This is a genomic window from Pseudomonas uvaldensis (assembly GCF_021271205.1).
Classification (GTDB): domain Bacteria; phylum Pseudomonadota; class Gammaproteobacteria; order Pseudomonadales; family Pseudomonadaceae; genus Aquipseudomonas; species Aquipseudomonas uvaldensis.
In genome coordinates this window covers 301,411-315,983 of sequence record NZ_JAIWKS010000004.1, presented here as the reverse complement: position 1 = coordinate 315,983, position 14,573 = coordinate 301,411, and the positions used below count along the sequence as shown (strand labels likewise).

Annotated in this window: 8 protein-coding genes; 4 read left to right on the top strand and 4 right to left on the bottom strand. The window is 62.1% G+C overall.

All coding sequences use genetic code 11. The features are described from left to right. Positions 1-48: 48 nt before the first annotated feature. The 3 genes from LCU97_RS26680 to LCU97_RS11180 all read right to left on the bottom strand — a co-directional run bounded on the left by LCU97_RS26680 (position 49) and on the right by LCU97_RS11180 (position 9,065). Positions 49-2,889, bottom strand: coding sequence for an RHS repeat-associated core domain-containing protein (locus LCU97_RS26680; RefSeq protein ID WP_232776406.1), 2,841 nt, complete (start codon positions 2,887-2,889; stop codon positions 49-51). Between the two features lie 3 nt (positions 2,890-2,892). Beyond that, positions 2,893-7,347: a SpvB/TcaC N-terminal domain-containing protein gene (locus LCU97_RS11185; protein ID WP_232776405.1), complete on the bottom strand. Its 4,455-nt coding sequence runs from the start codon at positions 7,345-7,347 to the stop codon at positions 2,893-2,895. A 194-nt stretch (positions 7,348-7,541) separates the two neighbouring features. Further along, the gene (locus LCU97_RS11180; RefSeq protein ID WP_053146885.1) at positions 7,542-9,065 is read right to left on the bottom strand and encodes a fumarate hydratase; all 1,524 of its coding nucleotides are present in this window, start codon (positions 9,063-9,065) and stop codon (positions 7,542-7,544) included. Positions 9,066-9,511: 446 nt separating this feature from the next. Between LCU97_RS11180 and LCU97_RS11175 the strand changes: the two genes are divergently transcribed. Both LCU97_RS11175 and LCU97_RS11170 read left to right on the top strand, forming a co-directional pair. Beyond that, complete coding sequence (locus LCU97_RS11175; protein ID WP_232776403.1) at positions 9,512-10,618, top strand: GGDEF domain-containing protein; 1,107 nt, start codon at positions 9,512-9,514, stop codon at positions 10,616-10,618. Beyond that, on the top strand, positions 10,611-11,546 hold the full coding sequence (locus LCU97_RS11170; RefSeq protein WP_232776402.1) for an iron-sulfur-binding ferredoxin reductase: 936 nt from the start codon (positions 10,611-10,613) through the stop codon (positions 11,544-11,546). The genes LCU97_RS11175 and LCU97_RS11170 overlap by 8 nt, the downstream gene beginning before the upstream one ends. 210 nt (positions 11,547-11,756) lie before the next feature. On the opposite strand, the gene pyk is transcribed toward LCU97_RS11170, so the two are convergent. Continuing rightward, positions 11,757-13,208: a pyruvate kinase gene (gene pyk / locus LCU97_RS11165; RefSeq protein WP_053146892.1), complete on the bottom strand. Its 1,452-nt coding sequence runs from the start codon at positions 13,206-13,208 to the stop codon at positions 11,757-11,759. Positions 13,209-13,395: 187 nt separating this feature from the next. Between pyk and LCU97_RS11160 the strand changes: the two genes are divergently transcribed. Continuing rightward, positions 13,396-13,770 carry a tetratricopeptide repeat protein gene (locus LCU97_RS11160; RefSeq protein ID WP_232776401.1) on the top strand — a complete coding sequence of 125 codons (375 nt, stop codon included), beginning with the start codon at positions 13,396-13,398 and terminating at the stop codon, positions 13,768-13,770. 292 nt (positions 13,771-14,062) lie between these two features. After that, the gene (locus tag LCU97_RS11155; RefSeq protein ID WP_232776400.1) at positions 14,063-14,422 is read left to right on the top strand and encodes a PilZ domain-containing protein; all 360 of its coding nucleotides are present in this window, start codon (positions 14,063-14,065) and stop codon (positions 14,420-14,422) included. The last annotated feature ends 151 nt before the right edge of the window (positions 14,423-14,573 follow it).

Genomic DNA, 14,573 nt, shown 5'->3' with positions numbered 1-14,573 from the left:
CAGCGCCGAACCTGTCAGGTCTGACAGGCTCGAAGACGTGCAGTGCAGTCAAAGGTAGGACTGGACCGCGTTGTTCCACTGCCGATGAGTCATGTTCACCCTGGCGGTCAACACATTGAAGGGCGCGGAGCCATCCTGGGATTCCATCAGGATGTTGGCGCAGTTGAAGCAGGCGGGAAAGGCCGACGCGTCCCTGGCACCCTTGAGCTTTTGCGTCACCACGAGAATCTGCGACGGATCGGTTTCACCCGTCATGGCTTTCTGAAACGCCAGCGCAACGTGCCCGCCGGCACTCTCGGCATGCATCCCCGGAAGGCCGGCGGACTTGGGCAAATAGTGATCACCGGCGACGATGTGCGCCTTGAGCCGTTTCTGGAGAAGGGGCTGCAGCGTGGGCACTTCGTATTCCAGGCCGGCCAGATTGATCGGTTCGGCGTTCGTGCCTTTGTAGACCTTGATGGGGCGTTGCGTGTCCTGGTACATGGCGATGAGTTTCTCTTTCAGGAAACCTTCGTAACGGTCGATGTCGCCGAACTTGAAGATACCGCCCGAGACGGGATTGTCTTTTTCCAGGCCTTGATCGGCGGGTCGGTACTCCACGACGCCATGGCGCTCGACCGTCAACTGGGCGGGTAGCGGAATGTTGAAGAAGTCGGTGAGACGGATGGTTTCTTCAGGTGTTGCGCCCGGTATTTCGAAGCCTGCGTGAGCGACCAGGTTTTCGTCCCGGTTCTTCTTGAGAAACAGCTCGGCTTCCGGATTGCCGCTGAAGTGCATTTCCCGCATTTTCTTCACTTTTGCGGGCGAACCGGAAATGGCCGGCAGCGGGTTCGCGCCGCCCTGCAGGATGAGACGCGTGCGGTCGCTCATCAGGGCCGTGAGCCCATTGCCTTCGGCCAGCGTCTTGTTGCTTTTGTTCAGGCCCAGGAGGTCGGAGAAGCGCATCGGGTTGTTTGCCACCATCGCATAGAGGTTCAAACCGTCCTCCGGCCCCGCCGGGTCCGGGTTGATCCAGCGCATCGTCCATGGTGCGTAATAGCGCAGTCCATAGTAGTAAAGGCCATGCGTGTCGCGCTCCTTCCCGGAATAACGGACGGTCTTGTAGCTGGCCTGTCGCTCGGAGTCGGCGGCCCACCACGCGGTGCCGCCGAAAGGGTAATAACCTTCATGGCTGATGAGCCTTGCGTCCTGGTCCAGTTCCTTCACCAGGGAACCCAAGTGATCATCCAGGCTGTAGCGCAACTGACCCTGTTCGATTTCATCCGGCCGGCCTTTTTTCCAGTAAAGGCCGCGTACATTGAAACCCAGACCTTGCAGTGTGCAGACGTGCAGCGTTTCGCTGTCGTCCAGGGTGCGGATTTCCAGGCCGGGCAAATAGCGCACGTCACGTACATGGCTGACGGAAGCCGCCCGGGTACGCTGGCATTTGCGCGTGCGGATGCCCTGGGCGTCGTAGACGTATTGTTCCACATCGTCATCGGTGTCCTGGCGATGCACCTGCGTTACGCTGTGCAACTGGTTACGCAGGTTCCAATTCAGTTGCTTTCCCGACCCCGGCAGTGTCAGCAGATTGCCGGCGGCATCGAAACCCAGATCGTCGCCAGGCGCGGCATCTCCCTTGCGCCACTGGATGCAGCGATTGCTCGTCGGGTCCATCGTCAGGTGCAGCGTATGGCCCTGGCCCGGTGTCGCGCTGCTGTGGACCAGGGTGTGCAGATTACCGCCCCGGTCATAGTGATAATGCTGGGTATAAGGCGTGCGCAGCGAAAGGTCCGCCGGTGGGATCAGCCCCGGCAGTTGGGGTTGGGTACCGGCGTCGCGAACTTCCAGGCCCGTGGCGCTTTCCAGGCGATACAGGCTGTCATGGGTAAACCGACGCTCGCCGTCGATACGCAGGTTGGCATGGTAGCGGGTGACATGGGTGTGATCGGTCAGGGACGTCAGGTTGCCCACTCGATCGTATCGATAGCTGAAATGCTGGTGAATGTCGTCGCCTTTCACGGCTTTGCATTCGCACAGTCGGCCATCGGCCGGGTCGCGGCTGTAGGAGATCATGACGCCGTTACCGGCGGTGTACCCCTGGAGGCTGCCGTCGGCGTTGTACTGCACCTGCTCGACGATGACCTGCGAGGTCGGGCTGCCTGTCCATTGCAGGCGGCAGGCCTTGAGTTGGCCGGCAATGTCCAGGTCCACGTGTTGCAAGTGACCTCCGGCATCCGTCTGACCGAGCATCTGCGCCATTGCGCTGTAATGCCAGCGCGTGTCGTAGCCAGTGCGCTCGAGCAGGGTGTCGCGTTCGGCCTCATCGGCGGGCCAATCCGGCGGTGCCAGCGTATCGGGAAAGTGCCTGGACTGCTGCAACGGCGCCCCGGCCATTGAATAGTCATCTGTCGTCAACCGTCCGGCCGTGTCGTAGTGCGCCACCAACCGGCCGCGTTGATTGTGCCGGGCGCGGTCGCGGGTGTTTTCGCCGTAGTGCAGGTATTCGACGGTGGCCCATGCCTGGTCCTGGCTTCGTTCACGGATGACCAGGGGACGTAACCGGTTGTCGTAGTCGATTCGCTGCTCGCTGCCGCGGCCATCCCAACCCTGTAGGCGCTGCCCGGCTACGCCGAAGAGCTCCCGGCGCATTCCGCCGTCGACGTTCTCGGTGAGCAGCGGTGTTCCCGACAAGCTGTAGACACTGTACAGATTGGCCGTTTCCGTGCCGTGCAGCCGAGGGTCCCACTGGAAGATGATGCGGCCGGCCACGTCGAACGCCTGGGCCGTGACCAGCCGTTCTATCTCGCCACCGGTGGAGCCGCGCAGGTAATCCACGCGCCGGACCGGTCCGCCACGCCCGTCGAACACCGCCAGGCGCGGTGTGTTTGCATGGGCCTGCCTGCTCACCTGTCAGGCCCCTGGATCCGTATCGTTGTAATCGAAGTCGCATTGGTACCAGGGATGGTGGACATGCCAGGCCTCGTGCCCCTTGGCATTGATGACCTTGATCAAGCGTCCCGGCGGGTCGTAGAACTGCTGGTCGTGATAGCCGTGCACCCGCAGCGAGGTGTCGTTGATGTAGCGCCAGGCATCGGCGAAATAAGGCCGATAGACCCGCGTGACCAACCCCTTGTTGTCGTACTCGACCCGTTCGCTCACCCGCCAGCGCTGTTCAGCGTGATGCTGGAGCGGCTTGCCGTCCTCCAGCACCAGCGAGCCGTCCTCGGCCACGGCATAGGCTTGCCCGGCTTCGACCCGCTGCTTGGTTTGCAGAGGACGACCGAATCCATCGACGGCGCTGAGGGCGATGCGGATCTGTTGCAGCGGATCGTCCGGGTAACGATCGGCGCTCAGTACGACACTGTGGACAGGCTCCCGGGCCGTGGCCTGTATCAGCATCCACAGCAATTCCTCGGCGACAGAACGCTGGCCCAGGCTTGCCAGGCGAGCGCGGGCCGAAGCGCGGACGTGGCCGTCGGGCAGCACGTAGCGTGCGCCGATCCACTCGGCGCGCTGGGTGGAGAGCACCAGCGTGACATCGATGGCGCCCATCCAACTGAGCGTGTCGGTGCGTACCGCGCTGGCGATTCTGCCCAGGGTTTCCTGCGGATGCTCGATGGCGTGGCCGGGTGTCAGGTCTTCGGGCGGCCGATACGTGGCGATGTCATCGAAGCCGGCGGGGACGCCGTTTTCAGTACCATGAAAGGTGACGCCCAACGGAACGCCGCCCGGACCGTACGCCGCCTGTTGGGGATTGTCGTTGGCGTCGATGATCTGCCGTGGCAGCAGCCAGTGATAGTCGTAGTCGAGCCGAGTGGTGCAGCCATCCGGCAGGGTTACGGTGGTGGTCATGAAGTAATAGGGGTCGTACCCGACGGTTGTTTCACCATGGCTCTGGGTTTCTTGCAGTGCGCTTAGCTGGAAGAACCCCGAAAGGGGCAGATAGGTGGCAAATCCGACTTTTTTCGACCAGAGATTTTCGGCTTCGTCTTCGTCCGGGTCATCCGGCAGGAACAGCTTCATGGGCTCGAAGCCAATGGTCTCCAGCTGTTCGCGAATGTCGAAGGGGGGCGGCACGGCCTCGTAGGCGTCAAGCGCCTGTTCATCGAATTCAGCCACTTCCAGCGGGCCGCGCAGGGCCTGGAAGGCGATGTCGTCGTGTTCGTCCAGCAGATAGTTCTGCTCCTGAAGCGCGATCAACTGTCGGGCCGCCAACCATTGCTGGGAGTCCTGATGTTCGAGGAAAGTCTCATAGTTGACCTGTCGGGGGGTGAGCCCTTGTGGCAATTCGCCTTTGGGGCGTTGCAGTCCGTTGGCCCTGGAACGCCATGGCAGGCCCAGGCGCTGGCGCAGCCCCGTATTGTCGATCAGATGCAGGTACTCGTCCCGTTTCTCGATGATGTGGAACACCTGTTGCTGATCGTCATGGGCATCGCGCCACCAGCCGTTTTCGACTTCATCGTCGAAGGGCGGCGTATCGAGCGCGGTAAGACGCCGGGCATAGTGAACGGCAAAACTGTGGGTAAGCTGGCCGAAGCGGTTCCATTTCAGGTTGATGCCGTGTTCGGTTTGCGGGTCGTCGGTAAAACCGTCGTATTGGTGGCTGAGGGTTTCCAGCGCCAGCACCAACAGACTTTTGTGATGGGCATGGGGATGGCGCAGCAGATAGCGTTGTTGCGTCACCGTGTAGGGCTTGGGCGTATCGGCCGGTTCGGCGGGGTGGGTTTCACTGCGTAATACGCGGCCGCCCAGGGCGTAGGCCATGTCCCGTGCGGTGTCCGGGTCGGGGGTAATGATTTCGTTGGCTTCGTCGCTTTCGTGGAAGCGGGTCAGCAGCGTCGGGCCCAACGGCACCGCGTCGGTGTCGCCTTCGAAACAGTCCTTTAGCGGTTGATCGACGGCGCGGCCGGTGTGGAACCAGGTCTTGACCAGCAACGGCGCGGTGAAACCGCCAGGTGTCTCGCCGTCGGGCACCTCGCTGTCCACCTGGTACAAGCGGCCGAACCCCCGGAATTCGCGGTGATAGCCGTCATAGTTGCCTTCGAAGTAGGTGAAGCATTGGGTCAGACAATTGCCGGTGATTTCATCCAGTTGCTGTTGCCGTGCCAACAGTGGCAAGGCCAGAGGCAGGTAGCAGGGCGGCTTTTCCTCTTTCGCCACCCGCTGCTGCTTTTCATCCAGCCAGAATTGCGCACTGCTGCGGTACGCCAGGGCGGTGCTACAGCCCATGTTGTTGTTCGTGCCGTTGAGCAGATAGGGCCGCGCCGCGACGAAGTCATAGCGCCAGTGCCTGGGTTTTTCCATCTCGGGCGTCATGTGCGGCGTGCTCAGGATCAGGCTGGCACAGCCCAGGCCTTGCAGGTCGGCCAGGGTGACCTGGCACACATTGTCGTAGCGCACGCCCGTGGGCCAGGGCACCCGGACAGGGGTTTGCTCAAGGCCATTGCCGCCGCGGTTGAGGTAGATGTCAAAACAGTCGCTGTTGAGGTAGATCAGCGCGGGCGCCCCGGACCCATCCAGGTCGGCAATCCGCACCCGGTCGGCATCGAACTGGCCATAGCTGAAGGGCAGGGCGCTCATGACGAAACCTTCGCCAAAACGGCCATGGCCGAGGTTCGGCCAGCATCTGATTTCATCGAAGCGAATGCGGTACAGCTCGGTACTGTCGCTGCCCAGCAGGTTGCCGAACAACACCAGCTCACTGCGCAAGCCGTTGAACAAGGGCAAGTCGCTGTCCGGTTCATGGGGCACATCGACGCCGGGGGCGAAACCCTGCTCGCGGAGATTGGCGTACAACCGGACGCTTCTGGGGCCGATCATGGCCAGGGAGCGCGAGCCGTCGCCAGTCAGGTCGCCCAGTTGCGCGGCCGGGTGCAGGAACTCCGTCGGGTACTGTTCGAAGCTCGTGAAGCCTGACCAACTGCGATCCGGGTTGAGGGTGTAGAAGCCACTCATGCCGGGCTGGCTGATGATCCAGTTGAGGCGACCGCTGCCGGTCAGGTCGGTCAGCACTTGCATCACCGCCGGATTGTCGGTGGCGACCGGCAGGCTCTCCAGCAGCGACCACGGGCCGTAAGCGATCTCGTCACTGTCGGCGCCGCGCTCGGGTTCGCGGTAATACCAGCCGTCGGTGTAGCGACACAGAAAGCCCGGCACCCCTTCACCGTAGAGGTCGACACATTGATAGCGCCGGCCGTCTTCGAGGGCGGGCATGGTTTCGAGTTCGAAGAAGGGAGCGGCGCTGAGATTGGGTTCAAAACCGCTGTATTGCAGCTCGACGGGAGGGCGGTATTGGACTCGGTCCTCGGCATCCCAGGCCTGGTAGTGGGCTGCGGTCAGCAGGCTGTAGCCCAGCGCGGTGGCGGTGTATTCCAGCAAGAGCCGCTGTACCAGGGCGGGTTCGTTGCCGGCTTCGGCGGGGAACTGATGGAACATCAGCACCTGATGACACAAGCGCCGCGTACCGACTTCGAAGCCATACCGGTACGTATGGAGGGGGTCGCTGCGCATCGGCCAGGGCGCGTCTGCGGACGCTTGCCAGGAAGGTTTTTGCGCGAGATCGAGGGTGCGTTGACCGTAGTCGAACAGCAGATGGAAATGCCAGTTCCGGTTGGCCGGGTCTTCGTCTTCGAAACAGTACAGGGTCTCGCTGGCCGTGGCGTTGCCATAACACACCCGGCGCAGGTAGCGCTGGGAACGATACTCGTGAGGACCGTCGAACGGGCCGGGATCGGCCGCGTATTCGTAATAGATGTGTTCGCCCAAGGGGCTGACTTCTTCCAGCAACAGCCATTCAGCGATGCGTATGGAGCGTTCGGGGTCGGCATCGGACTTGGGTTCGGCGATACGCGACGCTTCGCTGTAGCCGTAGCAATACACATGACCGTTGCTGCCCTGGACGCGCCAGAACGGCGCTCGCCCGTCGCTGGGCGTCCAGAGTTCATACACATCGAACGCGCTTTCGACCCTGGGGTAATAGCGCACCACCGAGCAGGTAACGTTGCCGGATCCTGGCAAGGCGTGAATGACCGGCACGTCCTCGTTCAGCTCCGGCCAACGCTCCACCCCGTCGGCATCGATCATCACATCCTCATTGTCGTAGCGGGGCACGCCATCGCTGGTGCGGCGGGTGATGCTGGCGACGGACAACCGCATGCCGATGCCGAAGGCGCCATTGCCACTCTGGCTGTCGTAGTGCAGCGCCAGCGCCGGTGTCAGGTGGCGAGCGCTGGACAGAGGCAGGGGCAATTCGAAGGAGGCGGCCCCTCGGGTGCCGACCGGGCCGATCCGGTGGCCAATCGTGGCAATGGACGCGCTATTGGCGATGGTGGGGGTCACAATCTGGAGGGGTGTGTGCTCTGCCATCGGGGATCATCTCGTTAGGCAACGCCAGGGCAATGCCCGGCAAAAACATGAGGATGCCAAGAGATAGCCGATGGGTAACCTGTCAGATCCGACAGGTGCGCAGAGAGGCCGATAAGTGGTAGGTGCCGGCAGCGGACATGAAAAAGGCCGGTGGGTTTGTCGCCCACCGGCCTTTCTTGCGATTCAAAATGCTGTTACTGCACTTCTACCGCCAGGTTTTCGCTGATCTTCTTCTGCCAGATCGCCGGGCCGGTGATGTGCACCGACTCGCCTTTGCTGTCGACCGCAACGGTCACCGGCATGTCCTTGACCTCGAACTCGTAGATCGCTTCCATGCCCAGTTCGGCGAACGCCAGGACCTTGGATTTACGGATCGCCTGGGCCACCAGGTAGGCAGCACCACCCACGGCCATCAGGTACACCGCCTTGTTGTCCTTGATCGCTTCGATGGCGGTCGGGCCGCGCTCGGACTTGCCGATCATGCCCAACAGACCGGTCTGCTCCAGGATCTGGCGGGTGAACTTGTCCATCCGCGTTGCGGTGGTCGGGCCGGCCGGGCCGACCACTTCGTCACCGACCGGATCGACCGGGCCGACGTAGTAGATAAAGCGGCCCTTGAGGTCCACCGGCAGGGTTTCGCCCTTGTTCAGCATCTCGACCATGCGCTTGTGCGCCGCGTCGCGGCCGGTGAGCATCTTGCCGTTGAGCAGTACGGTTTCACCCGGTTTCCAGCTCTGGACTTCTTCCGGGGTCAGGGTGTCGAGGTTCACGCGGCGGGCCGATGGGCCGGCTTCCCAGACGATTTCCGGGTAGGCGTCCAGGGGCGGCGCTTCCAGCGATGCCGGGCCGCTGCCATCCAGCACGAAGTGGGCGTGGCGGGTGGCGGCGCAGTTGGGGATCATGCACACCGGCAACGAAGCGGCGTGGGTCGGGTAATCCATGATCTTCACGTCGAGCACGGTAGTCAGACCGCCCAGGCCCTGGGCGCCGATGCCCAGTTGGTTGACCTTCTCGAACAGCTCCAGGCGCATCTCTTCGATACGGTTCTGTGGGCCGCGGGCCTTGAGCTCATGAATGTCGATGGACTCCATCAACACTTCTTTCGCCATGACGGCCGCTTTCTCGGCGGTACCGCCAATGCCGATGCCGAGCATGCCCGGTGGGCACCAGCCAGCGCCCATGGTCGGAACGGTCTTGAGTACCCAGTCGACGATGGAGTCGGACGGGTTGAGCATCGCCATCTTCGACTTGTTCTCGGAACCGCCGCCCTTGGCCGCCACGTCCACTTCCACGGTGTTGCCCGGGACGATGGAGTAGTGGATGACTGCCGGGGTGTTGTCCTTGGTGTTTTTACGCGCACCTGCCGGGTCGGCGAGGATCGACGCCCGCAGGACGTTCTCCGGCAGGTTGTAGGCGCGACGCACGCCCTCGTTGATCATGTCGTCCAGGCTCATGGTCGCGCCATCCCAGCGCACGTCCATGCCCACGCGCACGAACACGGTCACGATGCCGGTGTCCTGGCAGATCGGCCGGTGGCCGGTGGCGCACATGCGCGAGTTGATCAGGATCTGGGCCATGGAGTCACGGGCCGCTGGCGATTCTTCGCGCAGGTAGGCCTCATGCATCGCCTGGATGAAATCCACGGGGTGGTAATAGGAAATGAACTGCAGGGCGTCGGCAACGCTCTGAATCAGGTCGTCTTGCTTGATCACGGTCATGAGTCGCGCTCCTCTCTAAAACGGGAACCTTCAATAAGGTGCAGCTCGCTTGGGTGCATCGGTCGACGAGCGACACCTTTTAAGACACGCCGGGCATGCTGGCGCGACGCTGAAAAGGCGCGGCAGTATATCGCAGGCGGGCTGGAAAGGATCAGCTTTTGTCGGAGCAAAGCCGGGTGGAAGCAAGGCTGGGCAGGAGCAAACCACTGTCGGAGCAAGGCTTGCCCGCGATGAAGCGGATGCGATCCTTGGGACCGAGGCGCCTGAATCGCGGGCAAGCCTTGCTCCCACAGAGCTTTGCTTCTGCGGCAATGTTGGCCATTGCTTTGACGCCATTTTTCTGCTCCAGAATTGAATGGTCATTTGTCGAACACGCCACTAAAGTGGCGTCTGGCCTGCAGTGTAGGACTGATTTTTCAGTTTCATTTCCAACGGTGAGTCAACGATTGACCCATAACGCCATTCAACGTCTCCTGCTCAAACGCTTCGCCCTGGCGGCTGCGACCTACGCGCTGGCACTGGTGTTGTTGTGGCTGGCATATCTAAGTGGTCATTACCTCGATTCGTTGCGTAACGTCATCGTCGGCAGCGCGTTGGTGGTGCTGTGCCAGGGGGCGCTCTTCGTGCTGTTCATCACGGATCGCAACCTGCGTTTCGCCGATCCCAGCCTCACCGAAATACAAGTCCTGATCGGCCTGGGCTGGCAGACCTGGATGATGATGCACCTGGACCAGGCCCGAGGCGTGTTCCTGGTGTTCTATATGCTGATTCTGCTGTTCGGGCTGTTTCACCTGTCCCGGCGGGCTTTCGTGCGGTGTGCGGCGCTGGTGTTCATCAGCTTCACCGGTATAACCCTCTGGGATGCCTACTTCTTTCGGCTGTCCGACCCGACGCTGGCCGGCTTGCAGGTGTGCGTGCTGTTTATTGTGTTGGTGTGGCTGGTGTTCTATGCCCGTTATGTCCAGACCTCACGCCAACGCATGCGTCAGCGACGGTTCGCCCTCCAGGCGCACCAGGACACCCTGCGCGGCATGATGCGCCAGCTCGAAGACCTGGTGGCCACCGATGAGCTGACCGGGCTGTTCAACCGCCGGCACTTCCTTCGCCTCGCGACCCGGGAACTCAATGCCCTCAAGCCCGGCGTCGCCCATGGCCTGGCCTTGATCGACCTCGATCATTTCAAGCGCATCAACGATCTGCACGGCCATGCCGCCGGCGATCAGGTGCTCCAGGCGTTTGCCGGCGTCGCCACGGCCTGCCTGCGTGAAGGGGATGTGCTGGCCCGTTATGGCGGCGAAGAGTTCGTGATGCTGCTGCCTGACTGCGATCCCGCGCGCCTGACTGCCTGTTGCGAACGACTGCGACGGGCGTTCAGCGAGGTCGAGCTGGCCGGCTTGCGACTAGGATCGCTCAGCCTGTCGGTGGGCATGACCCTGCTGGAAATCGACGACGACCTGGACGGCGCCTTGCAGCGTGCCGATCAGGCCTTGTACCGTGCCAAGCGCGACGGGCGTAACCGATGCGCGGCGGCCTGGGAGAATGTCGATGCCTGAAGTGACAGTCGCCGACCGGCATTTTACGGTGGCGGTGGGCAGCAACCTGCTGGACGCGTTGAATCAGTCCGGCGTAGCGGTGCCCTACAGTTGCCGTGCCGGCAGTTGCCATGCGTGCCTGGTGCAATGCGTGGCCGGCGATGTGCGCGACAGCCGGCCCGATGCCCTGAGCCCGACGCAGCGTGACCAGGGCTGGCGTCTGGCTTGCCAATGCCAGGTGGTCGAGGATGTACGGATCCACACGTTCGACCCGCAGCGCGACGGCCAGGCGGCCCGAGTGGCGGCGGCGGACTGGCTGGGGCCCAACATATTGCGTTTGCGCATCACCCCGGAACGGGCACTGCGTTACCGGGCCGGCCAGCACATGGTGCTGTGGCTGGGCGAGATCGCTCGGCCGTATTCCCTGGCGAGCTTGCCCGAGGAGGACCGGTTCCTGGAGTTTCACCTGGATTGTCGCCAGGCCGGTCAGTTCGTCGATGCCGCGCGGTCCCTGGGAGCGGGCGACCCCATTCGGCTGGGCGAGCTGCGTGGCGGCGCCTTGCATTACGACCCCGACTGGCGCGACCGACCGCTCTGGCTGCTGGCCGCTGGTACCGGGCTGGGACCGTTGTTCGGCATCCTGCGCGAAGCGCTGCGTCAGCAGCATCAAGGGGTGATTCATCTCGTTCATGTGGCTCATGACGCGGCCGGGCATTACCTGGACAAGCCCTTGGCGGCGCTGGCGGCCAAGCACCGGAACCTCACCGTCGAGTTACTGACCTCGGCTCAAGCGCCGTCGGCGCTGGCGAAACTGCGACTGGCGTCCCGGCAGACCCTGGCCCTGGCCTGCGGCCATCCCGAGCGGGTCGAGGCTTTTGCCAAGCGTTTGTATCTGGCGGGGTTGCCGCGTAACCAACTGTTGGCGGATGTGTTTCTTAGCCGGGGTTGAGTTTGTGTGGTGGCCGTTCGGGCCTCTTCGCGGGCAAGCCCGCTCCCACAAAATTTTGTGTCGAACCCAAGCTTAACGAACACCTCAACCCGCTGTGGGAGCGGGCTTGCCCGCGAAGAGGCCCGAACAGGCACCCACCGTGAAGCAGCAGAAACAAAAAAGCCCCACCATCCACATGGCAGGGCTTTTTGTATTTCAACAACCGGTCACTCAGACCATCGGGTCGCCCACGTGCAGGATCTTCATCCCGTTGGTGCCGCCAATGGTGTGGTAGCTGTCGCCCTTGGTCAGGATGACCCAGTCGCCGGTCTGCACCACGCCGCGCTTGACCAGTTCATCCACCGCCGCCTGGCTGACTTCGCCCGGTTGCAGGGCGGCCGGGTCGAATGGCACGGTGTAGACGCCGCGGAACAGCGCCGCACGGGCTTGGGTTTCACGGTGGGGGGAGAACGCGTAGATCGGTACCGAGGAACGGATGCGCGACATGATCAGCGGCGTGTAGCCACTTTCGGTCAGGGCGATGATCGCCTTCACACCGGGGAAGTGGTTGGCGGTGTACATCGTCGCCAGCGCGATGCTCTCGTCGCAGCGCTCGAAGGTTTTGCCAATGCGGTGGCTGGAGGTCTTGCTGGTCGGGTGCTTTTCAGCGCCGATGCAAATGCGTGCCATGGCCTGCACCGCTTCGAGCGGGTAGAGGCCGGCGGCGCTTTCGGCCGAGAGCATCACCGCGTCGGTGTAGTCGAGTACGGCGTTGGCTACGTCGGACACTTCGGCGCGGGTCGGCATGGGGTTCTGGATCATCGACTCCATCATCTGGGTCGCGACGATCACCGCTTTGTTATGGCGGCGTGCGTGCAGGATGATCTTCTTCTGGATACCCACCAGCTCGGCATCGCCGATTTCCACGCCCAGGTCGCCACGGGCCACCATCACGGCATCGGACGCCTTGATCAGGCCGTCCAGGGTTTCGTCGTCGGCCACGGCTTCGGCGCGTTCGATCTTGGCCACCAGCCAGGCGGTACCGCCGGCTTCGTCGCGCAATTGACGGGCGTATTCCATGTCGGCGGCGTCACGGGGGAAGGACACCGCGAGGTAGTCGACTTCCATCTCGGCAGCCAGCTTGATATCGGCCTTGTCTTTGTCGGTCAGGGCCGGTGCCGTCAGGCCACCACCGCGACGGTTGATACCCTTGTGGTCCGACAGCGGGCCGCCAATGGTCACGACACAGTTCAGTTCAGTGGCGCTGGCGGTTTCGACACGCATCACCACGCGGCCATCGTCCAGCAACAGCTCGTCGCCCACGCCGCAGTCCTTGACCAGGTCCGGGTAGTCGATCCCCACCACCTGCTGGTTGCCTTCGGTCAGCGGATGGCTGGTGGAGAAGGTGAACTTGTCACCAATCTTCAGTTCGATGCGCTTGTTGGCGAATTTGGCGATACGGATCTTCGGGCCTTGCAGATCGCCCAACAGGGCCACGAAACGGCCGTGCTTGGCCGCGAGGTCGCGTACCAGCCTGGCGCGAGCCTTGTGTTCTTCGGGCGTGCCATGGGAAAAGTTCAGGCGGGCAACGTCCAGGCCAGCCAGAATCAGCTGTTCGAGAACTTCCGGCGAGTGACTGGCCGGGCCTAGGGTAGCAACGATTTTGGTGCGACGGACGGACATGCAAGACTCCTCAAGTTCAAGCGCCAGCGAAGGCTACTATGGTCTTTGGGTGTAGTCATTGTTCATATGCACTACTTATTCGTTTCTTTTTCGAAATGAACATTCCCGAAGATTTTCACGCTTACTTGTGCGCCTACAGATTTCTCCACCCAGGCCGATACAGCACTCAAGACAGGAGACCCTCCCCATGCGATTCGTGCTTTTTATTGCCCTGGCCCTGAGCATCACGGGCTGCACCCGTTGGTCGATGAACCATCACATGAACCTGGCCTACAAGGCTTATGACCGTGGCAATTGCGAGCAGGTGATGCTCGAACTGTCCCAAGTCGACCGCGCCAGCCGCGCCCGCCGCTACATGCAGCCGGAAGTATCGATGCTGCGCGGGCAGTGCCTGGAACGCCAGAAGTTGTTCATCGATGCCGCGCAAACCTACCAGTTCATCCTTACGCAATACCCCACCAGTGAATACGCCTTCCGCGCCCGCGCCCGCCTGGAAACCCTGCAGAGCCTGGGCCATTACCCGACTCGCAGCGCTTCGGCAGCCCGTCCGACGGCTTTCTGACCGTTCGTCAAAAGGGTGGTCACGGGGAGCCATCGACCATCCGTCAGCGTGTTTTTTCTTCAGGTGAAAGATCTTTTACCCGCTAGCCATACCTGAATCGTCAGCTATATTTGTACAAGTCGTGGTTAGGGCTGAGTCTCTAATGACGAGGCGTCACCTGTGACCGGCAGAAGTAGGGCCAAGAAGCTTGGAAGCGTCTGGCACCGGGATCGGGGAGAGCGGGCTGGCTTGGGCTCGTTCCGAAATACTGTGTGGGCTCCCTGTTGGGAGCCCGGAAAAAGCGATACAGGACATGTACAAAAAGCGTCGGATCGAGCGGCAGGACCTGCCGTGCTTCTTGAAAGTGTTCAACGGTGTCAACGACAGGCTTATCGGTTATCTGGGCAACGTATCGGCCGATGGCCTGATGTTGATCAGCACGTTGCCGTTGATGGTCGGCGCAGACTTTGATCTGCATTTGAGAATCCCCGGCGATGAAGGCCCGCAAATGGACATCGAGCTGAAGGCCACCTGTCTGTGGTGCCACGAAGACGTGACGCCACAGCACTTCGACGCTGGCTTCAGCCTGGAAGCGGCGCCGCCGGAATACGCGCAACTGGTGAGCGCACTGCGGCAATATTTCAGTTTTCATTCGTTGCCGGAATCCGCCTGAACGCGCCGGTTCCTGATCAGATCGGCCACAGTCCTATGGAACATTACTCTGTGGGAGCGGGCTTGCTCGCGAAGGAGCCTCTTATCCAACATGGGGGCCAACTGACCCACCGCTTTCGCGAGCAAGCCCGCTCCCACAAAGGCTTTACAGC